The 19,573-nt window shown below is 64.1% G+C and carries 18 protein-coding genes and 3 pseudogenes; 15 read left to right on the plus strand and 6 right to left on the minus strand.

Annotation, left to right across the window (positions count from 1 at the left end; all coding sequences use genetic code 11):
* Positions 1–295: 295 nt before the first annotated feature.
* The 10 genes and pseudogenes from HLH28_RS18220 to HLH28_RS04005 all read left to right on the plus strand — a co-directional run bounded on the left by HLH28_RS18220 (position 296) and on the right by HLH28_RS04005 (position 10,632).
* Positions 296–523, plus strand: coding sequence for a transposase (locus tag HLH28_RS18220; RefSeq protein WP_275943705.1), 228 nt, complete (start codon positions 296–298; stop codon positions 521–523).
* A 20-nt stretch (positions 524–543) separates the two neighbouring features.
* Entirely contained in the window at positions 544–1,242 is a 699-nt protein-coding gene (locus HLH28_RS03970) for an IS5 family transposase (RefSeq protein WP_275943709.1), read from the plus strand.
* 415 nt (positions 1,243–1,657) lie between these two features.
* Positions 1,658–2,395 carry a hypothetical protein gene (locus HLH28_RS03975; RefSeq protein ID WP_182954740.1) on the plus strand — a complete coding sequence of 246 codons (738 nt, stop codon included), beginning with the start codon at positions 1,658–1,660 and terminating at the stop codon, positions 2,393–2,395.
* Positions 2,396–2,505: 110 nt separating this feature from the next.
* Positions 2,506–2,754 (plus strand): type II toxin-antitoxin system Phd/YefM family antitoxin, encoded by a 249-nt coding sequence (locus HLH28_RS03980; protein WP_182954744.1) that lies wholly within the window; start codon positions 2,506–2,508, stop codon positions 2,752–2,754.
* A complete protein-coding gene (locus HLH28_RS03985; RefSeq protein ID WP_182954747.1) occupies positions 2,751–3,137 on the plus strand; it encodes a PIN domain-containing protein in 387 nt (128 codons plus the stop codon). The genes HLH28_RS03980 and HLH28_RS03985 overlap by 4 nt, the downstream gene beginning before the upstream one ends.
* Positions 3,138–3,249: 112 nt before the next feature.
* Positions 3,250–3,526 (plus strand): annotated as a pseudogene (locus HLH28_RS03990) (transposase); the annotation flags it as partial.
* Between the two features lie 120 nt (positions 3,527–3,646).
* Positions 3,647–5,212: a D-aminopeptidase gene (locus HLH28_RS03995; RefSeq protein WP_182954753.1), complete on the plus strand. Its 1,566-nt coding sequence runs from the start codon at positions 3,647–3,649 to the stop codon at positions 5,210–5,212.
* 206 nt (positions 5,213–5,418) lie between these two features.
* Positions 5,419–5,786 (plus strand): annotated as a pseudogene (locus HLH28_RS17970) (hypothetical protein); the annotation flags it as partial.
* A gap of 424 nt (positions 5,787–6,210) precedes the next feature.
* Positions 6,211–7,968, plus strand: a complete 1,758-nt coding sequence (locus HLH28_RS04000) for an alpha-glucosidase (RefSeq protein WP_220789917.1) — start codon at positions 6,211–6,213, stop codon at positions 7,966–7,968.
* An 87-nt stretch (positions 7,969–8,055) separates the two neighbouring features.
* Complete coding sequence (locus tag HLH28_RS04005) at positions 8,056–10,632, plus strand: glycoside hydrolase family 31 protein (RefSeq protein ID WP_220789918.1); 2,577 nt, start codon at positions 8,056–8,058, stop codon at positions 10,630–10,632.
* Between the two features lie 6 nt (positions 10,633–10,638).
* Here HLH28_RS04005 and HLH28_RS17975 read toward each other — a convergent pair whose 3' ends face one another.
* Complete coding sequence (locus HLH28_RS17975) at positions 10,639–10,815, minus strand: hypothetical protein (protein WP_246395649.1); 177 nt, start codon at positions 10,813–10,815, stop codon at positions 10,639–10,641.
* A gap of 49 nt (positions 10,816–10,864) precedes the next feature.
* Positions 10,865–11,023, minus strand: a pseudogene (locus tag HLH28_RS18355) (hypothetical protein); the annotation flags it as partial.
* A 59-nt stretch (positions 11,024–11,082) separates the two neighbouring features.
* On the opposite strand from HLH28_RS18355, the gene HLH28_RS04015 reads away from it, so the two are divergent.
* The gene (locus HLH28_RS04015) at positions 11,083–12,024 is read left to right on the plus strand and encodes an AEC family transporter (protein ID WP_182954756.1); all 942 of its coding nucleotides are present in this window, start codon (positions 11,083–11,085) and stop codon (positions 12,022–12,024) included.
* Positions 12,025–12,061: 37 nt separating this feature from the next.
* Here HLH28_RS04015 and HLH28_RS04020 read toward each other — a convergent pair whose 3' ends face one another.
* Positions 12,062–12,988, minus strand: coding sequence for a LysR family transcriptional regulator (locus HLH28_RS04020; RefSeq protein WP_182954759.1), 927 nt, complete (start codon positions 12,986–12,988; stop codon positions 12,062–12,064).
* A 100-nt stretch (positions 12,989–13,088) separates the two neighbouring features.
* Between HLH28_RS04020 and HLH28_RS04025 the strand changes: the two genes are divergently transcribed.
* On the plus strand, positions 13,089–13,850 hold the full coding sequence (locus HLH28_RS04025; RefSeq protein ID WP_182954762.1) for an SDR family NAD(P)-dependent oxidoreductase: 762 nt from the start codon (positions 13,089–13,091) through the stop codon (positions 13,848–13,850).
* A gap of 38 nt (positions 13,851–13,888) precedes the next feature.
* Here the strand turns inward: HLH28_RS04025 and HLH28_RS04030 are convergent, their stop codons facing one another.
* Positions 13,889–14,785, minus strand: coding sequence for a LysR substrate-binding domain-containing protein (locus HLH28_RS04030; RefSeq protein ID WP_182954765.1), 897 nt, complete (start codon positions 14,783–14,785; stop codon positions 13,889–13,891).
* A 99-nt stretch (positions 14,786–14,884) separates the two neighbouring features.
* Here HLH28_RS04030 and HLH28_RS04035 point away from each other — a divergent pair, with 99 nt between their 5' ends.
* Together HLH28_RS04035 and HLH28_RS04040 are read left to right on the plus strand one after the other, a co-directional pair.
* The gene (locus HLH28_RS04035) at positions 14,885–16,075 is read left to right on the plus strand and encodes an MFS transporter (RefSeq protein WP_182954769.1); all 1,191 of its coding nucleotides are present in this window, start codon (positions 14,885–14,887) and stop codon (positions 16,073–16,075) included.
* A 66-nt stretch (positions 16,076–16,141) separates the two neighbouring features.
* Positions 16,142–16,573, plus strand: a complete 432-nt coding sequence (locus HLH28_RS04040; RefSeq protein ID WP_182954772.1) for a GFA family protein — start codon at positions 16,142–16,144, stop codon at positions 16,571–16,573.
* 49 nt (positions 16,574–16,622) lie between these two features.
* On the opposite strand, the gene HLH28_RS04045 is transcribed toward HLH28_RS04040, so the two are convergent.
* Positions 16,623–17,528 (minus strand): AraC family transcriptional regulator, encoded by a 906-nt coding sequence (locus tag HLH28_RS04045; protein WP_182954775.1) that lies wholly within the window; start codon positions 17,526–17,528, stop codon positions 16,623–16,625.
* Between the two features lie 99 nt (positions 17,529–17,627).
* On the opposite strand from HLH28_RS04045, the gene HLH28_RS04050 reads away from it, so the two are divergent.
* Complete coding sequence (locus tag HLH28_RS04050) at positions 17,628–18,377, plus strand: SDR family oxidoreductase (protein ID WP_182954777.1); 750 nt, start codon at positions 17,628–17,630, stop codon at positions 18,375–18,377.
* Between the two features lie 240 nt (positions 18,378–18,617).
* Here the strand turns inward: HLH28_RS04050 and HLH28_RS04055 are convergent, their stop codons facing one another.
* The gene (locus tag HLH28_RS04055; protein WP_182954779.1) at positions 18,618–19,523 is read right to left on the minus strand and encodes an AraC family transcriptional regulator; all 906 of its coding nucleotides are present in this window, start codon (positions 19,521–19,523) and stop codon (positions 18,618–18,620) included.
* Between the last annotated feature and the right edge of the window lie 50 nt (positions 19,524–19,573).

Genomic DNA, 19,573 nt, shown 5'->3' on the forward strand with positions numbered 1-19,573 from the left:
GCGTCCATCTTTCTGTGCTTGATGGACTCGATCATGGCTGGGATCATGTTTCGGCAGGTAGTGGAGCGCCGTTACCCGATGAGGAGGAGCTCTATCGAGCAGGTGCCGAACCGGGGAGGTGAGACATCGACCGCCTTGGCCGCTTGGCGAAAGCAAAGACTCGGACGTCAGGCGATCGAGCAACGGGCTGCGCACATCGCCGCCAGCCGGAGCTTATGGGACCTGTGCGCGGGTAGTGTACGGCGGGCGAGATTGATGATTCGCTGGCGTTCGATTTGGGACGTTGGAGACTGTGATGGCGCATCGGTCGATCGGTCAGGATTGTCTTGGATTCTCCCGCCCGGACCGGCCCACGTCATCGCTGGACGCGATCGTGGCGTTGATCGACTGGAAGCCGATCGGCGAGATGCTGTCGCCGCTGTATCCTGCGACGAAGGGCGAACCCGCATGGCCGCCCCCCTCGATGTTTCGGGCGATGCTCCTGGCGGTCTGGTATGACCTGTCCGACGTCAAGCTGGCCTAGGCGCTGGACGATCCGAGGCCCTGGACGATCGAGCGTCCTTTCGCCGGTTCTGCGGTTTTTCTCTTCGCGAACCGACACCGGAGCGCACGGCCTTCGTGCGGTTCCGGCGCTTATTGGTGTCCCGATCCCTCGACAAATCCTTGTTCGAAACCATCACGGCCCAACTGAAAGCCCGGGCGATCCGGATCAAGACCGGCACGATCGTCGATGCGACAGTCATCGCGTCGCACACGGAACACGACAGCGAAGCGCGCTGGGTCAAACACAAGGGCAAAAAGGCCGTTCATGGTTTCAAAGCCCATGTGGGCGCCGACGCAGCAACCGCCCTGGTGGAGAAGATCTCCATCACGCCGGCCAACATCAATGATGGTCGGGCCGGTCCCGATGCTTTGCCGGACAATCCGGGCGAGGTGTTTGCCGATAGCGCCTATCGGGGAGCGTATTTCCGTGAAGCCGTGCGCGCCAGGGGTGGCAGCATCCGGGTGGCGGCGACGGGGATGTGGGGGCGCGACAAAAAGGAGACGCTTGCGCGCCTGAAGGCATGGAACCATGGGGGCCATCGTGTCCGCAGACGGATCGAGAAGATTTTTGGCACATGGAAACGAAGCTATGGCCTGCACCGCATGCGATGGCGCGGCCTCGCCAAGGCCGCCGTCCAGATCCACCTCACGGCCATCGCCTACAATTTCAGACGCACACTCACTATCGTCGCCGGGTAGTCGGGGAATAAACGTAACGTGGGCATCTCCGGTGCCCTTTGTATTATCAGACCCCAAAATAAAGGAGCGGCAGCCCTGAAAAGACTACTGCCCGCAGGCAATCCACTACCCGCGCACAGATCTCATTACGCACCATGACGCAGTGGTTCCCAACAGATTCTCCTTATCATCAGTGATGATTACGCGGGAGGATAGCTGAATGACCATCTTCAGAAGACGAAATTTCCATCATTTTCGGTCGCACCTGGGGCAACGCTCCGTACGATGACGCCAGCAGCGGCCCGTCCGCTCACCTCATACGAATTCAATTGCCAGTAGTGGGAAAAAGAACCATCACGGTTCATAGAAAATCCGCGCCATCAAATTACGCAACTAAACATCTATCTTACAGATACAAAACCTTATGTGAGACAAAATGTTAAAAGAAGATCGCCATGATGTTGTTTTTCCGGGTTGGGATTCCGGAGATCCAGGCACGCCGGAGCACCGATCCATTTGGCTCTATGGCATAGAGCCGGGTGGAACTGATGAAATATGTGAATTTATCAACGCTCCAATATCAGAGCCATCCTCTCCCGATGAGGAAAATTATTCAGTAAAGTATCAATGGGATATTCGAAGGTGGCAGTTTAATAAGAAGGCCCATTTTCTTCTTTCTGTTATCGAAGGTCTGCCTGTGACTTCTGCATTGATGGAGGATACCAGGCGCTATGCTGACACGCACAAGATATTTGAACGCGACTGTATTGGATATTTCAAGGGGAACCTTTTCCCACAGAAGAACATCAGCGTAGGGCATTGGAGTCCGGAGGCAAAAGCCAGAACAGGGTTTGATACCAAGGAGGAGTTTTATGACTTCTTCAGGAACTATTTCGACAATCTACATAATATCATTTTAAAGCATTCACCTCGTCTTTTTATTGGAACGGGACTTAGCCATGCGAATGACTTCTCCAAAGTCGTCTGTGGTGAGGCTGTAGACTTTGAAGAGCATACATTCACTGTGAATGGCTATTGTAAAAGGCTGCTTCTCAAGGACGGAGAAACACCCCTGGCAGTGATTCCTCATCTTACCGGCGGCCGTCATGGTCTCAACAGCTATGATTCGATCATCCAGGCCGGCACGATCATTCGTGAGCGTTTTAGGCTGTGAGCGGCCGCCGCAGCCTGGATCAAGTGCTAACAGAGCCCAACCAGTTTCATTGATCTTCCGTTTTGTGACTAAGTCATATAGACTAAGTTTGGGACAAGGGGGATGTCAGGATGCGGACCGTGAATATTCATGAGGCGAAGACCCACCTCTCCCGGCTGATCGACGAGGCGATGAAGGGTGGGGAGGGATTTGTCATTGCCAAGGCGGGACGTCCGATGGTGCGGGTCGTGCCCATGACGGCGTCTGAGCCGCGACAGACGCGTCGCCTCGGGTTCCTGACGGGGTACGTCAGGGTTCCGGATGATTTCGACCGGATGGGCGGGGAGACCGTGGGGGAGCTGTTCGAGGGCGAGGCGTGAAGCTGCTTCTCGACACGCATCTACTGCTCTGGGCCGCCGGCATGCCGGAAAAGCTGTCTGCGGATGCCTTGGTCCTGATGGAGGATCCCCGGAATACGCTGCTGTTCAGTGTTGCCAGCCTGTGGGAGATCACGATCAAGGCGGGTCTGGGGCGGGAGGATTTTCAGGTCGATCCGCATCTGTTGCGGAGGGGGCTGGTCGAGAACGAATATGAGGAGCTGCCGATCACCGGCCGGCATGCGCTGGCTGTGGGGCGACTGCCCGATCTGCACCGGGATCCCTTCGACCGTATGCTGGTCGCCCAGGCCACGGTCGAAGGGATCCTTCTTCTGACCCATGATCCGGCCGTCCAGGCTTATCCGGGGCCGATCCGCGCCGTCTGACCAAAGGCGCGGAGGAAGGCGCGACGCATGCCCTCGGGGTCATGGAAGCCGGTTGGGGCGGCGATCGCCTCGATGGGCGTGGCGGAATGCTCGACCCGTTTGCGCGCCGGTGGTGTGCCATCTGCTGCGCCATTCGCTGGATTTCGTCGCCCGGAAAGACCGGAAATCCGTAGCTACGGCATTGAAGGATGTCTACCGGGCGGTGGACGCCGAGGCGGGCCGTCCGGGCCAGGGGGCATTTCCCCGATGACGACGCGGCCCTCAAGCCCCTCTTCCCGGCCTTGAACCGGGCCGAGAAAGAATGGATCATGCCGCCGAGGGAATGGTCCGTGGCAAAGGCCCGGTTCGCCATTCTCTTCGGTGACCGCTTCGCGCGCGCCACCGTCTGATCAACAACGTGAACAACGCCTCGCACACGCAATTCCTGACAGTCCTCCTTTGGAATGTGAAACAGGCGGGCGGTCACGCCACGAGGCCCCCGTCGCACCGATCGTGAAAGGACGTTTCCCTTGACTTCGCCCGACCTTGCCCGCGCCGTCGCGTTCCTCTTCAGCCTGCCCGACCGCTATCGCGGACCCGGCGGCGTCGCCGGCATCGTTCATGAGGGAAGGGTCGTGGCGCGTCATGCCTGGGGATTTGCGGACCTCACGCGCCATGACCGCATGCGCTACACCACACCGTTGCCCATCTGTTCGATTAGCAAGCAGTTCACCTGCGCCACATTGCTGTCGGTCATGAAAGATCCGGCCCGCTTCGACGACAGGCTGCGCGGCGCCCTGCCCAATCTGCAAGGCCCGCTGCCGACCACGGCCCAGATGTGCCACAATCAGTCCGGCCTGCGTGACTACTGGGCGCTGACGGTGCTGCATGGTGCGACCCCCGACGGGGTTTTCCGTCGGTCCGACGCCGCCATCATGTTCGAGCGGATGCACAGGACCCATTTCCGGCCGGGAACCAGCTATTCCTACAGCAACGGCAATTTCCGCATCCTTTCCGACCTGCTGGAAGCCGAGACCGGGCGCTCGCTCGAAGAACTCTACCGTCAGCACATCTTCGAGCAGGCAGGCATGGAGACCGTCACCCTGACGGCCGATACGGCCTTTCCCGCCGGCGGGGTCACGGGCTATGAAGGGAGGAGCGATGTCGGTTTCTTCCCCGCCACCAACAGGATTTTCTGGACAGGCGATGCCGGCCTTTCCGCCTCTCTGGACGACATGCTGGCCTGGGAATCCTTCATCGACGCCACCCGTGACGATCCGGACGGGCTCTACCGCCGCATCTCCGCCCCGCAATGTTTCAGCGATGGCACGCCAGCCCGATACGGCTTCGGGCTGAAACACCAGCAGATCGGCGGTCTTGCGATCACGGGGCACGGCGGGGCCCTCCGTGGGTTCCGGAGCCAGCGTCTGTACGCCGCGGACGCCCGGCTGTCCGTGGTTGTCCTGTTCAATCACGAGACATCGGCCGATGGCGCCGCCAGAGGCGTCATGGCCGCCGCACTCGAAGCCGAGACGCCCCCGCCCCCGTCGCCAGCCGCCGGGCAGGATTGGACAGGCACCTGGCTCGATGCCGAAACCGGCCTCGTTCTCGGCGTCGATCCCGGTCCAGGCAGCCGGATCACGGTTCATTACGGCGTCGGTCCCGACCTCCTCACATTGCAGGACGATGGTTCGGCATCTTCCGATACCATGACCCTGCGTCGCGCCGGAGACGGGGTGGTGGACATCCATCGTCCGGGCGAAAACTATCACGGACGGGGCCGCCGCATCACCGGCACGGCACGGCCTGACATCGCAGGTCGTTACATATGCGAGGAGTTGCAGGCCTGCTTCGAGATCGAGCAGACGGGAGACGGGTTCTATGCGGCCGCCAGCGGCTTCCTTGGCACAGGCCCCATGCAGCCGCTCTATCCTCTGGGCGACGACCTCTGGACCATGCCCTGCCAGCGCAGCATGGATGCGCCGGCTCCGGGAGGGTGGACCCTTCGCGTGGCGCGGACCACCAGCGGCGCCGTCTCGGGATTTGAGCTAGGATGCTGGCTGGCCCGCCATGTCATCTACCGCCGCGTGACCTGATCCACGCGGCCATTTACTGCCGGCCTGGACGGCGGGCCGGCGCGTCGCCCCGATCGTCGGCGATCAGGGCCGGCGCCAGATCCATGCCGGCGCCGATCGCCGCCGAGGTCCGGAGGGGGGCCATCCTGAATAGGGGGCCATCGTGACTATGGATGGCATCGGGTTCGACCCGCGTTGCAGGAAACGGGTGCGCGAGCGCCTCGGCGCGCTGCCAGTGGGGGTGGCGTGCCGCCGACCGGCCCATGCTGATGGACCGGGCCCCCTGTCCGGGTGTCGGTCCCGGGATCATCCATCGCGGAGACGGGGCGAAGGGTTTCGGGGGGCTGCCTGGCCGCCGGGGTGTCGGCCGATGAGTTGTCGGTCGCCGGGTAGTCGGTCGCTGGGTAGTCGGTCGCCGGGTAGTCGCCGCTGGGTTGTCGGGCGAACATTCGGTTGGATGACGCGCCGGCGTCGCCGGGTGCGCGATTACGCGCGCCGCATCGACATGCCGCAGGCCATGATCCCCGTTGCCGGGGGCAGCAATCCGATGCGTGGAGATGCTTGTCCCCGATTTTCCAGGCAGGTTCTGGGATAAGGATCCATAATTTATTCATATGGCGTCAAAGCAATGTCGCATTTGACATGCGCTGCGATTTGGCAAGATGTATCGGTATCGATATATCATGTGTGTTGTATGCGAGGCTGGGCTGAGAGCTTGTCTGGACATGCGCGCTGGTGCGCGAGAGCGATCGTTTGAGGCCGCGCCCGTCGTGTGTTTCCGCGTATCGGAGCGGAGCGGCCTTGGTGGCCGCCCGCCGCGACGCACAGGAAACGCGCGTCGGATCGCCGCCAGCGCGCATGTCCGCACAGGCCCTGAATGCTGACGGGACCGCCGGGAGATAGGCCATGACTTCCGCGTCGCAGGGACCGGGCGCGAATCCTTCCCCCGAACGTCCCGGGACTTTTGCCCCGTCGATCTGGCGATATTTGATCTGCCCATGCCATCAGGAACGAGAGATATGCGAATGCTGAAGCGGAGAAGCCTGCTGGGCGGTGCAGTGGCTGGAGCCGGCACGGTCATGATCGGCCGGCCTGCGGCAGCGCGCGGGGATCAATCCGCCGCACGCCGCACATGGTGGAAAGAAGCCGTCATTTACGAGGTCTATCCGCGTTCGTTCAAAGATTCCAACAATGACGGGATAGGCGATCTTCCCGGTATTATCGACAAGCTGTCCTACATTCGGGATCTGGGCGCCGATACGATCTGGCTGGCGCCGATCTTCGCGTCCCCCAATCGCGATAACGGCTATGATATCAGCGATTACAAGGCGATCATGCCTGAATTCGGGACCATGAGCGATTTTGACAGGCTGATGGAGAAGGCATCGTCCCTCGGACTTCGCATCATCCTGGACCTTGTCGTCAATCATACCAGCGACCAGCACCCGTGGTTCCAAAAAAGCCGGGCATCCAAGGATGGTCCGTATCGCGATTATTACATCTGGCGCGAACCCAAAGGCGGACTGCCGCCCAACAACTGGCCCTCCCCCTGGGGAGGGAGTGCCTGGACCTTCGACGCGGCGTCGGACAGCAGCTATCTTCATCTGTTTTCGCCGTATCAGCCGGATCTGAACTGGGATAACCCCGCCGTTCGCGACGAAGTGTTTTCCATCATGAAATTCTGGCTGGACAAGGGCGTTGCCGGTTTCAGGATGGACGCCATTACCATGATTTCCAAAATGCCGTCCTTCCGGGACATGACCGTGGAAGAGTTGAAGGCCCCGGAATATGTGTATGCCGCGGGTCCGCACCTGCATGCCTACCTGCGCGAAATGAACGACCGCGTCCTGTCCCATTACGATGTCATGACCGTCGGCGAAGCATATGGCATGCATGCGCAGGACATCCCGCTGTTCACGGACAGCGGCCGTCGGGAGCTTGATATGGTCTTCGCGTTCGATATCGTCCATGTCGATCGGCAGGGCTGGCGTAAAATCGCCTGGCCACTGTCCAAGTTGAAGGACATCTACGCCGCGGCAGGGCGGCCGCAGTCGCCGGATTCATGGAATACGGTCTTTCTCGACAACCACGACCAGCCCCGCGCCGTTTCGCGTTTTGGCAACGATACCGCATTTTTCCGCGAAGCCTCGGCCAAGGCGATTGCGACCATGCTTCTGACGCAGTGTGGAACACCCTTCATCTACCAGGGTGAAGAACTGGGCATGACGAATCTTCCCTTCGAGGGACTTGAGGATTTCGAGGACGTGCAGGTTCCGACCGCGTGGGAGACGCTGGTGAAGCGCCAGGGGGTCGACCCGGAAGCGTTCTTCGAAAGCCTGAAGGGGCTGGGACGAGACAACGCACGCAGTCCGATGCAGTGGGATGCGTCGAAAAATGCGGGATTCACGACGGCGGACAAGCCCTGGTACCGTGTCAATCCAAATCATATTCAAATCAACGCGCGGGAATGCTTGAACAATCCCGATTCGGTATATTATTATTTCCGCGACCTCATTGCGCTTCGGCGCAAGCATCCGGCGCTGGTCCATGGTTCCTATCAGGATCTGGATCCTGATCACAGTGCCGTCTTTTTCTACTGCCGCGAGTCCGGAAAGAGCAGGCTGTTCATCCTGATCAACATGTCGGATCGCGGCTTTACGTATGACTCGCCCCATCTCGCCCAGGCATCGCTTCTGATTTCCAATATGGCCCATCGTGGGGGGACACGAGGCGTGACGTGGCTGGCCCCCTGGGAGGCGCGGGTCTATACAGCGTAACATCGCGAACGCGATCAGGCGGACGCCGGTGACGCATGGCAAGGCCGCGGACTCGTTTCGAGTGCAATGAAAGGTATCGTCTCGCACATGGCTCTTTCCATGATGGGCTGCGGATCCCGCATCGGCGCGCTTCTCGCATCGGCCCTGGGTCTTTCTCCCTGCGTGGCCTATGCGTCGGCGCCCGAGACGGCGACGGCCGCCGCGTCGGCGTTTCATGTCCTGTCCACGGGGATCGAGTGGCAGCATGGTCCGGTCGTCATGCGCATCACGGTGCTGCGCGACGACGTGGTGCGGGTGCGCATCGGCCGGAACGGCGCCCTGCCCGAGGATGCGTCCTGGGCGGCGTTGCCCGCGGCCCGCCGGGCGTCGGTGGCGGTCACCGGCTTTTCGACCGCCGACGCGGCAGGCTTCTCCACCGGGGCGATGAAGGTCTCGGTCGCGCGCAGGGATGGCGGGGTGACGGTAACCGACCGCACCGGCCGGGTGCTGCTCTCCGACCTGGACGGCGCGGTGCTGCCGGACCGGCGCGGCGCCGGATTCACCATCACCAAGGCCATCCCCGACGACGCGCATTACTTCGGACTCGGCGACAAGTTCGGCCCGCTGGACCGGCTGGGGCGCAGCTTCGTCATGTGGAACACCGACAGCTATGGCTACCAGGAAGGGCAGGACCCGCTCTACAAGGACATTCCGTTCTTCATCGGCTATACCAAGGGCGGCTATTACGGGGTGTTCCTGGACAATAGCTGGCGCACCAGCTTCGATTTCGGCAAGGCGCGGCGCGGGGAACTGACGATCGGCGCCGACGGCGGCCCGGTCGATTACTACGTCCTGGCCGGCCCCGACCCCGGGGACGTGGAACGCGCCTATGCCTGGCTGACCGGCACGCCCGCCATGCAGCCGCTCTGGGCCCTGGGCTTCCAGCAGTCGCGCTGGGGCTATCCGACCGAAAGGGATGTCCGATCGGTCGTCGCGCGCTATCGGCACGATCGCATTCCCCTGGACGCGATCTGGCTCGATATCGACTACCAGCAGCATTTTCGCCCTTTCACGGTCGATCCCGGGACCTTCCCGACCTTCGGCAGGATGGTGGCGGATTTCACCGCCCAGCGCGTGCATACGGTGGCGATCACCGACCTGCACATCGCCGACCTGCCGAACGCGGGCTATGCCCCCTATGACAGCGGCATGGCGCAGGACCGGTTCGTGAAGACGGGCGCCGGCCAGCCTTACGTCGCCCCGGTCTGGCCGGGCCCGACCCTGTTCCCCGACTTCACCCAGGCCGCCACCCGCGCCTGGTGGGGTACGCTCTACCGGCAGTTCTACCTTGAGGACGGCATTGCCGGCTTCTGGAACGACATGGACGAGCCGGCGATCTTCGAGACGCCGACCAAGACCATGCCGCTGGACAACCGGCACCGGATCGACGAACCGGGCTTCGCGTCGCGCGTCGCCTTCCATCGCGAGATCCACAATCTCTACGGCATGCAGAACCACCGCGCGACGTACGAGGGCCTGCTGGCGCTGAAGCCGGACGAGCGGCCCTTCGTGATGACGCGCGCCACCTATGCCGGCGGCCAGCGCTATGGCGTGACCTGGACCGGCGACAACAGTTCGACCTGGAACCATCTGCGCCTGACCATCCCGATGCTGGAGAGCCTGGGCCTGGGCGGGTTCACCTTCTCGGGCGCCGATATCGGCGGCTTCGCGGGCTCGGCCTCGGCCGACCTGCTGACCAGATGGATCGAGGTGGCGACGTTCACCCCGATCGCCCGCGACCATAGCGACGAGCAGAGCCTGCCGCAGGAACCCTGGATCGGCGGCAGGCGGCACGAGGACATCCGCCGCCGCTTCATCGAGGCGCGCTACCGGCTGCTGCCGTATCTGTACACCGTGGCGGAAGAGGCGGCGCGCACCGGCCTGCCGATGATGCGCCCGCTGTTCCTGGAATTTCCCGAGGGCCTGCTGGACGGCACGCCGCTCGACCTCGCCACCGGCAGCCAGTTCATGCTGGGACGCGCGCTGATGGTCGCGGCGCCGCCCACCCCGGAATCGCCGGGCCCCTATTCCGTCATCCTGCCGGCGGGCGGGTGGTACGAGTACTGGACCGGCCGGCCGGTCGGCGGCCTCAGGCCGCTCAGCCTGTGGGGGGCCGGCGGGTTGTTCATCACCCTGAAGGATACCGGCCCCGCCGCGCCGCACATGGTCAGCATCACGCCGCGCCTCGACCAGTTGCCCGTCTATGTCCGGGCGGGTTCGATCATTCCGCGCCAGCCGCTGGTGCAGAGCACGGGCGAAACGCCGCGGGGACCGTTGGAGATCGACGTCTATCCGGGTGCGAACTGCCAGGGCAGCGTCTATGCGGACGACGGCCACAGCTTCGCCTTCCGCCAGGGCGTCTACAGCCGTGTCGCCCTGTCATGCACCGTGGAGGCCGACCATGGCGTGGCGGTGACAATCGGCAGGCCGGAAGGCAGTTTTCAGCCCTGGTGGCGCAGCTATCGCGTCGTCGTCCACGGGTTCGACCATGCGCCGCACGGCATCGGCGGCAATGGCGGCAATGGCACCCGCCCGATCCCCGTCGCTTATGATGGCGCGGCCGGAAGCGCGCAATTCACCGTTTCCGCCGACGGAGCGGCCAACACATACCGCCTCCGTCCCTGAAGGGCCTTATGCTGCCGGGCGGCGCTTGACGGCCGGCCGCCGCGAAGCACGGAAAACGCGCGTCGGATCGCCGCCGGCGCGCATGTCCACGCAGGCGCTCACGTCCCGGCAGGCGTCCCCGAACCGCGCAAGCAGATTGCGGCGGTCCGTCATGAAATGCTCTGCGGCGGGGGTCAGCGCCACGTTGCGCGTTTCGGTCAGACAGCTTCACATCCAGCGTGCGCTCGATCGTGGCGATCCGCCGGCTGAACGGCGGCTGGCTCGTGTTCATCCGCTCGGCCGTTCGGCCGCCCGGCCGAAATGAAGCGTCCCGGCGAGGGTCATGACATGGTGCATGTGCCGCGTGTCCATCCGATACCCTGCAAGTATTGATCATGCACCGTCCGGGCATTGGATTATATCGATAGCCTGCGGTAGCGTCCCGCGTTTGCCGACCTCCCGAGACATTCGATGTTGAACAATCTTCTGATCGTCCTGCCGATCTTCGCCCTTATCCTGACGGGATGGATCGCACGCAAGTCGGGCGCGCTGGGGCCCAATGCCACGCGGGAGGTCAACCGGCTGGTGGTCTATCTGGCACTGCCGGCGGTGCTGTTCGACATCGTGGCGAACGCAAGAACGACCGATATCTGGGAACCCGGGTTCATCCTGGCGTTCACGACCGGCTGCTTCGTCGTATTCGGCGGGACGCTGTGGTGGCGGGTGTCGACGGGGCACCATCTGGCCGACGCGGCCATCGACGGGCTGAACGCGAGCTATGCCAACACGGGGTTCGTCGGTTTTCCCCTTGTCCTGTCGCTGGTCGGCGAGACCGGCATGGCGCCGACGCTGATCGCAACGATCGTGACGGTCTGCGTGCTTTTCGTCGTCGCGATCGTCCTGATCGAGGCCGGATTGCAAACCGAGGCGCGGCGTCGCGACATCGTGGCGAAAATCGTCTTCTCCCTTGTCAGGAACCCGTTGCTGATTGCGCCGGTACTCGGCGGCCTGGTCATGATATCCGGCGGTCACCTGCCGGGCCCGGTTCATGTCTTCCTGAAGCTTCTGGGGGGTGCCGCCTCGCCGTGCGCCCTGATTGCGCTCGGGCTGTTCCTGGCCGGGACCTCCGCCAGCGCCGCGTCGCCGCGCGCGTCGACGGCCGGCATTCTGGTCGGCCTGAAGCTGGTCGCCCAGCCTCTGGTGACGTGGATCGTCGCCGCGCCGGTGCTGAATCTGCCCTCGGCGATGACGCATGTTGCCGTTCTTCTCGCGGCGCTTCCGACGGGAACGGGATCGTTCATGCTGGCGGAATTCTACGACCGGGAGGCGGCCCTGACCGGACGTGTCGTCCTGGCATCCACCGTGCTGTCGATTGCGACGATCTCGCTCTATCTCGCATTCGCGCACGCGTAGGGGTGACGCGGTCATGGCGGTCGGACGCCTTCCATGCCTACGATCGCCCGGTGCGGCGCGCGTGCCGCGTCCCGGGGTGAAGTGCCGGGCCAATGACGTCCACCAGCCAGTCCACGAAGACGCGCACACGCGGCGAGAGCTGCCTGTTGCTCGGATAAAGCACCGAGAGCGGCGTCGGCATCGGTGGAAAACCGGGCAGGATTTCGACCAGCGTGCCGTTCGCAAGGTCGTCCGCGAAGCCGTGACGCGGCGCCTGCGCGAGGCCGAAGCCGAGCCTGGCCGCGGCTGCACCCGTATCGGCGCCCCCGACCAGCAGGCGCGCCGGCAGGAGCATCTCGATCACCTCGTCTCCGCGCGTGAATTCCAGCGGGAGCGGCTGGCCGGTGCGCGACGACACGAAGCCGATCATCTGATGGCCCCCGAGTTCGTCGGGAGAGGCGGGCGTTCCGTGCCTGGCCAGGTACTCCGGGCTGGCGACGGTCACTTCCTCCATCACGCCGAGGTGGCGGGCGATCATGTCGCTCTCGGGGAGCGTTCCGGCCCGTACGACGCAATCCACGCCTTCGCGCACCAGATCGACGAACCGTTCGCCCTCGCCGAGGTGAACGGTCAGCGCAGGATGCCGGGCAAGGAAGTCCGGCAGTGCCGGCAGCACGATCATGCGCGCCAGGCGCCCGACGACATCGGCGCGCAACAGGCCTGCCACGGCGCCGCTCGCGCCACGGTCCGCGTCCTCGATATCGGCGAGGATCGCGACACACCGGCGATAATAGGCCGTCCCCTCGACGGTCGGGCGGACGTGGCGGGTCGAGCGGTGAAGCAGCCGCGTGCCGAGCCTGTGCTCCAGCGCCTTGATCGCGGCGGTTGCGACGGGGCGGGAGACGCCGCAGTCGGCTGCCGCGGCGCTGAAGCTGCCGCGATCGACAATGCGAACGAAGAGATCGAGTGTCGCGAGCCTGTCCATGGGATTATTCCATCGCGCAAAACAATGCTGACGGAAAGAGCGGTCTTATCGAACGGGCGGGGTTGTGGCCAGGATCGGCCCCTCACCAGAGGAGATCCCCATGCCTGTCGCGAACACCATCGCCATCGTCACCGGCGGAAGCCGTGGACTGGGCCGCGCAACCGTCGAGGCGCTGGCGCGCCGTGGCGTTTCATCGATCCTCACGTACCATACCAACAGATCCGCGGCCGACGAGGTGGTCGACAATGTCGGACGGAGCGGAGCCCGCGCGGTGGCGCTGCCACTCGACACCGGGGACACGCACGCCTTTCCCGCCTTCGCCGATGAGGTCCGGCGCGTGCTGGGCGACTGGGGCGCCGAGCGTTTCGATTACCTGGTCAACATGGCCGGCACGTCACATGCCGGGCTGTTCGGCGAGGTGACGGAGGAGGATTTCGACGCCGCCTATCGCATGCATGCCAAAGGTCCGTTCTTCCTGACGCAGACGCTGCTGCCGCTGATCGCGGATGGGGGCCGGATCGTGAACATCTCCTCCGGGCTGACGCGCTTCGCCTATCCCGGCCGGATTGCCTATGCGGCCATGAAAGGGGCGGTGGAGGTCATGACGCATTACATGGCCAAGGAACTCGGTCCGCGCCGCATCGCCGTCAACACGGTGGCGCCGGGCGCTATCCAGACCGATTTCTCGGGAGGCCTGGTGCGGGACAATCCGGACGTCGCCCGCCATATCGCGGAGGTCACCGCGCTGGGGCGTCCCGGGCTTCCGGACGATATCGGCCCGATGATCGCCGCGCTGCTGTCCGAGGATAATCGCTGGGTGAACGCGCAGCGGATCGAAGTTTCCGGCGGGCAGGCCATCTGAAGGCTGGCCGCCCCTGGACGTCTTTGGCACGCTGGCCGTCATCGTCCAGTCGTCCCTTCCGCGGCCAGCCACGCAACGAACCGGGCGGAGGGCGTGTCGCCGTCGATGCCGGTGGGGATCAGGGCCACGTAGCCGGTGCGGGCCACCCGGATCTGCGGGAGGGGTGTCACGAGGCGACCTGTCGCGATGTCGATATCGAGCATCGGGAGTGGACCGATACCCACGCCGAGCCCGTCCAGCACGGCCTGCCGGGTCATGAAGAAATGGTCGAACACGGTGCGGGAACGGCCGACCAGATGCGGCAGGCCTGCTGCCTGCAGCCAGTCGGTCCAGTCCCCCGGCCGCGTCTCGCTGGCCAGGAACGCATGGCCCTCAAGATCGGCGGGATGCAGGATCGGCCGCCGTGCGAACAGCGTCGGGCTCATGATCAGCGTATCGACGTCGTCCAGCACGGGCGTGGCGCGATGATGCGGCCATGCGCCGGCCCCCGCCACGCCGCGTCGGATGGCGACGTCGAAGCCGCCGCGAAGTTCCTCGTGCACCGTCGAGACGGTCGTCACGACCACCTCCACCGACGGATATGCGCTGTAAAAAAGCGCCAGCCTCGGGATCAGCCAGCGCATGGCAAAGCTGACCGGCGCATTGACGCGCAGGATCCGTCGCGCACCGGGCCGTCCGCACGCCTCGGCGGCCGCCGCTATCCGTTCGAAGGCACCGCCGACCTCGGCCGCGAAAATGCGCGCCATCGGCGTTGCGACCATGCGCCGTCCGGATCGGCTGAACAGCCGCTGGCCCAGCCAGTTCTCCAGCAAGGCGATCTGACGGCTGACCGCGCCATGCGTCAGGCCGAGTTCCGATGCGGCCCGGGCATAAGTGCCCGTCCGGGCCGCGACCTCGAAGACACGCAAGGCATTGAGAGGAGGCAGGCGACGCATGGAATCCGTGAGAAAAACTGACGGTTATGGTGATTTTATTCCCACTATTTTCTGAAAAGTCACGTGTTTAAGGTTGTCCGCGGGAGGAGCGGGCGCACCATGCGGACAAGCGTCGTCATGAAATCCGGGCGCCAGGCCGCGCGCCCCCGGGAACAGCGCCGGGGGCTGCTGGCGGCGTGCCTCGCCCACGCGCTGCACGATGGCTATACGGACGGGCTCTATGCCTTCCTGCCGGTCTGGCAATCGCAGTTCGGCCTTTCCTATGCCGGGCTTGCGATCGTGCGTGCGCTTTATTTCGGCACGATGGGCGGGCTGCAGATGCCTGCGGACCACCTGCTGAACGGCAGGTCACCCCGCGTCGCGCTGGTCCTGTCCACGCTGATCGCCGCAAGCGGTTTCGCGGTCATGGCGGTTCCGATGGGGTTTGCCGGTTTGTGCTGCGGCCTCGTGCTCGCAGGCGTCGGGTCGAGCATCCAGCATCCCCGGGCGTCGTTGCTGGTCACCGAAAGCTATGGCACGGCGGCACGGCGTCCGCTGGGGCTCTATAATTTCTCGGGCGATCTGGGCAAGGCGATCCTGCCGGCCTTCATCGCCCTTCTGCTGCCGGTCTTCGCCTGGCGGCCGGTTGCGGGTCTGCTGGCGCTGCTGGGTCTGGTGCTGGCCCTTGTGCTGACAGGGCTCATGACCCGGGAGGCGGCAGCCGGTCCCCTGGCGCCGCGACAGCAGCAGTCCCGGAGCGGCGGGTCGGGCTTCGCCTGGCTGCTGGCAATCGGCGCTTTCGATACCGCGACGCGGATGGGCTATCTGCTGTTCCTTCCGTTTCTTGTCCATGGTCGCGGTGGCTCGTCGGCGACGGTCGGGATCGCCCTGGCGCTGCTTTTTGCCGGAGGCGCGCTGGGAAAGGCGACATGCGGGTGGCTGGCCGATCGCCTCGGTGTCGTCGGGAGCGTCGTGGCGACGGAGACGCTGACGTCGTTCCTGATCGTCGTCACGCTGTTCACCCCCCTGAGGGGAACGCTGCTGCTTCTTCCCCTGCTGGGGATCGTCCTGAACGGCACGTCATCCGTCCTCTATGGAACGGTGCCCGAACTCGCGCCGGGCGGGGATACCGGTCGGGCCTTCGCGGTGTTCTACACCGGGGTGATCGGTGCGGGCGGGCTGGCGCCCATCGCCTATGGCGCCATTGCCGATCATACCAGCCGGACCACGGGCCATCTGGCGGCGGCCGCGACGGCGCTGCTGATCGTGCCCATGGTGCTTCGGCTGGGGTCCTCGCTGAAAAAAGCGTGATCCGGCGGGAAACTGACAGCACCGGGCGATTGCGGCGCGCAGCATTGCAGTCGGGAGACAGTCATCATGACAGGCGATACGAACAACAGGACAGGCGGCTGCCACTGTGGCGCGGTGCGTTTCGCGGTGACGCTCAGCGACGGCTTCACATCAATCCGGCGTTGCACCTGCTCGTACTGCCGGATGCGTGGCGCGGTCGTCGCCATGGCGGCAGCGGGCGGGATCAGGATCCTGCAGGGTGAGGACATGCTGACGCGTTACCGCTTCAACACGGGAACGGCACAGCATTTCTTCTGTTCCCGGTGCGGCATCCACACACACCACCAGCGGCGTTCCGACCCGAGCCTGCATGCCGTGAACGTGGCCTGCCTGGACGGGATCGGCCCGTTCGATTTTCCCGATGTTCCGGTGATGGACGGGATCAATCATCCGAACGACACCGGCCACCCGGCGCGGCAGGCCGGTGTCCTGCGCTTTGAGCGCGCGGCAGGATGCTGAATCTTCTCGAGTCCAAAGGACGGCCACGCCTCTCGATGTTCGCTTGCTGCTATCTGGTGCTCATGGCCTTGGCGTATCGCATTGGCGACATTCCGACATGGCGGGCAAAGGCGGTACTGAAGGTGCTTCCCGAGCCATAGCCGACTTGCGCGGCGACATGCTCGATCGCCAGTTCGCGCGTGCGCAGCAGGCGCCTGGCAAGCGCCATGCGCCATGCCAGCAGATATTCCATCGGCGGATGGCCGACGACGCGCGTGAAGCGCGCGAAGAACGCCGAGCGCGACATTCCGGCTTCGGCGGCGAGGCCGGCAACGGTCCAGCCGCGCGCCGGCCGCGCGTGCATGGCCCGCAGGGCAGCGACCAGACGATCGTCCGCCAGCCCCCGGGAGAGGCTCGGTATCGACATGACGTCGGCCCCGCACCGCAATGCCTCGATGAGCAGTACCTCGAGAAGGCGTTCCAGGACCACCTCCCGTCCCGGTCGGGAATGGCGCGTCTCATCGGCCACCAGCTGAAGCAGAAGCGCGAGTCGCGGCTCGCCGCTGGCGACGATCATCGCCGGCAGCAGGGAGACGAGCAGCGCGGCATCGGGCGAGGCGAAGCTGCAGAGTCCGACCTGCATTCTGAGATTTACGGTTCCGTCCGGCGGTCCGACCCGAAAACGCCCCTCGCCGACCTCTGCCGGCATCATTGCGATACCATGCGGTGGCGCGTCGATGCTTTCGACGACGTGATCGCTGGTCGACGGGGACAGCACGAAATCTCCCTTTCGCACGATGATTGGGGGCCGGCCGGACGACACCACCCGGCATTCGCCCTCCAGGACCGCGAAAAAGACGGGCTTGCCCTCGATGTTGCGGCGGATGCGCCATCGTCCGGCATATTCGACGAGCTTGGAGTAACTGGCCGAGGGCTGGAGCAGGGTCACGATCTCGGCAAGCGGATCAACGGTCATGACAGGACTATCGCCAATGAATTCGAGACGGGGAAGCATAGATGGTCTCTGGGTTCACGGCCATATCCAGATGACCACAAACACTCTCGGAGCATGACCATGCCGACTGTTCTGATCACCGGTTGTTCCTCGGGCTTCGGTCTCGAGACCGCGAAGCTGTTCCTCGAGAAGGGTTGGAACGTCGTCGCCACGATGCGCCAGCCCAAGGCCGATCTTCTGCCCGATTCAGACAATCTCACCGTCCTGCCGCTCGACGTCACCGATCCGGACGGCGTCCGCGAGGCGTTCGGGCAAGCGGGTCATATCGACGTGCTGGTCAACAACGCAGGATTCGGCGCAGCCGTGCCGGTCGAACTGATCGAGCCGGATACGGCGCGCCTGCTGTTGGAGACCAACACGCTGGGCACGCTGGCGACGATGCAGGCGATCCTGCCCGGGTTCCGCGAACGCCGCAGCGGTACCATTATCAACGTCACGTCGAGTGCGACGCTCAAGCCGCTACCGCTCATCGGCGTCTACCGGGCCAGCAAGGCGGCCGTGAACGCGCTCACCGAGAGCCTCGCGGTCGAGATGGAGCCATTCGGCGTGCGTGTGCACATCGTCCTTCCCGGACGCTCGCCCGAGACAAGCTTCGGCAGCAATGCCATGCCGCATCTGCGTGGGCTGGATAACGCCGACTACAAGCCGATGATCGAAGGCATGATCGCAAGCTTTCGCGAGGAGAGCGGTCCGGTCACCCATGCAACCGATGTGGCGGCGGCGATCTGGCGGGCAGCCACCGATCCGAACGCCCCGCTCAGGATCGCCGCCGGCGAAGACGCGGTGCAGTGGATGGCCGAGGCCGGATGACTGCAACCTGGCAAGCGACTACTCTCCGCCACCGGGAGTGGTCGCTTACGCAACGACGTCGGCATGAGTTGGATCAGTCGCGGGCGGCCATGTCCGGACACTGGCGACCTCGATCTGCTTGTCCGTAATGTGGGTGGGGCGTGCTGGATGTGATTTTTGTCCGCTCACATGCGGGTTTCGGGAAATCCGGTAGATGTGCGGGACAGAGGCGGCTGCGGGCGGGAGGTTTTCGCTGCGCGCCTACGCCAATTCCCCCAGATGTTCCCGCATCCATCCGGCCTCCTGACTGGCGTTGCGGCGGAAATGGCGCTTGAAGTCCCGGCTGAACTGGGCGGCGCTGGCATAGCCGACTGCGGCGGCAATAACGGCAATCGAGCCCTTGCGCCGTGCGATCATCAGCCTGGCTTCGTGCAGGCGCAGGGCCTTGATGTACTGGATCGGCGTGTTCCCGGTCAGGGACTTGAAGCCGGCGTGATAGGAAGGAACGCTCATACCGGCCGTTGCAGCGAGTTCCGGCACCGACAGTCCCTGATTGTAGCGTTCACGGATCAGGGTCAGGCTCTGCACGATCCTGTCTGCCTTGTCATTGCGACGCAGCGCCGCCGTCAGCGCGCCACCCTGAGGCCCTACCAGTACGTGGTAATGCAGTTCACGCAGCAGCCCCGGGCCGAGAATGGCGAGTTCCCGCGGGGTGCAGAGGGCATGAAGCAGACGCCCGAGCACATCGGGAATGGGAGGCGTCATCGGACTTGAGACAAGGCTTCTCGCCGGCGTCCTGTCGTCATGACTGACCTGTCCATCCAGTGTGGTCACGATTTCAGCGGCAAGATGCAGGTCAAAATCGAAATAGATGGCGAGCAGGGGCTGGTCGGGACTGGCCTGCGAGGCCATTCGAAAGGGCACGGGGAGCGAAACGGCAAGGTAATGGTCGGCATCGTAGCGGTAGACCTCGCCATTGAGAAAGCCCTGCTTGGACCCTTGCAGTACGAAGACCGCACCTGGTCGGTAGAGGACGGGCACGTCCTCGAGAATGGTCTCGGACCGCAGGATGCGGATATTCGGCAAGGGCGTGACGTTGTAGCCATGCCGCGGTGCGAGTTCGGCGGCCAGCGCGAGGAGCAGAGAGGGTGTAGGTCGAGGATTCATAGGATCGAGCAAGAAATCCAGAGAAACTGCGATAGAATGCACGCCGATGT

This window comes from Gluconacetobacter tumulisoli (assembly GCF_014174155.1).
In the GTDB taxonomy this organism is placed as follows: domain Bacteria; phylum Pseudomonadota; class Alphaproteobacteria; order Acetobacterales; family Acetobacteraceae; genus Gluconacetobacter; species Gluconacetobacter tumulisoli.

What these genes read in the sequence shown, in the direction of transcription:
- HLH28_RS18220 (WP_275943705.1), top strand. Translation starts at nt 296, where the DNA reads ATGGCGCATCGGTCGATCGGTCAGGATTGTCTTGGATTCTCCCGCCCG.
- HLH28_RS04020 (WP_182954759.1), bottom strand. Translation starts at nt 12,988, where the DNA reads ATGGACAGGCTCGCGACACTCGATCTCTTCGTTCGCATTGTCGATCGC.
- HLH28_RS04040 (WP_182954772.1), top strand. Translation starts at nt 16,142, where the DNA reads ATGACAGGCGATACGAACAACAGGACAGGCGGCTGCCACTGTGGCGCG.
- HLH28_RS04030 (WP_182954765.1), bottom strand. Translation starts at nt 14,785, where the DNA reads ATGCGTCGCCTGCCTCCTCTCAATGCCTTGCGTGTCTTCGAGGTCGCG.
- HLH28_RS04045 (WP_182954775.1), bottom strand. Translation starts at nt 17,528, where the DNA reads ATGACCGTTGATCCGCTTGCCGAGATCGTGACCCTGCTCCAGCCCTCG.
- HLH28_RS04025 (WP_182954762.1), top strand. Translation starts at nt 13,089, where the DNA reads ATGCCTGTCGCGAACACCATCGCCATCGTCACCGGCGGAAGCCGTGGA.
- HLH28_RS04005 (WP_220789918.1), top strand. Translation starts at nt 8,056, where the DNA reads ATGGCTCTTTCCATGATGGGCTGCGGATCCCGCATCGGCGCGCTTCTC.
- HLH28_RS04015 (WP_182954756.1), top strand. Translation starts at nt 11,083, where the DNA reads ATGTTGAACAATCTTCTGATCGTCCTGCCGATCTTCGCCCTTATCCTG.
- HLH28_RS04050 (WP_182954777.1), top strand. Translation starts at nt 17,628, where the DNA reads ATGCCGACTGTTCTGATCACCGGTTGTTCCTCGGGCTTCGGTCTCGAG.
- HLH28_RS03980 (WP_182954744.1), top strand. Translation starts at nt 2,506, where the DNA reads ATGCGGACCGTGAATATTCATGAGGCGAAGACCCACCTCTCCCGGCTG.
- HLH28_RS04055 (WP_182954779.1), bottom strand. Translation starts at nt 19,523, where the DNA reads ATGAATCCTCGACCTACACCCTCTCTGCTCCTCGCGCTGGCCGCCGAA.
- HLH28_RS03975 (WP_182954740.1), top strand. Translation starts at nt 1,658, where the DNA reads ATGTTAAAAGAAGATCGCCATGATGTTGTTTTTCCGGGTTGGGATTCC.
- HLH28_RS04035 (WP_182954769.1), top strand. Translation starts at nt 14,885, where the DNA reads ATGCGGACAAGCGTCGTCATGAAATCCGGGCGCCAGGCCGCGCGCCCC.
- HLH28_RS04000 (WP_220789917.1), top strand. Translation starts at nt 6,211, where the DNA reads ATGCGAATGCTGAAGCGGAGAAGCCTGCTGGGCGGTGCAGTGGCTGGA.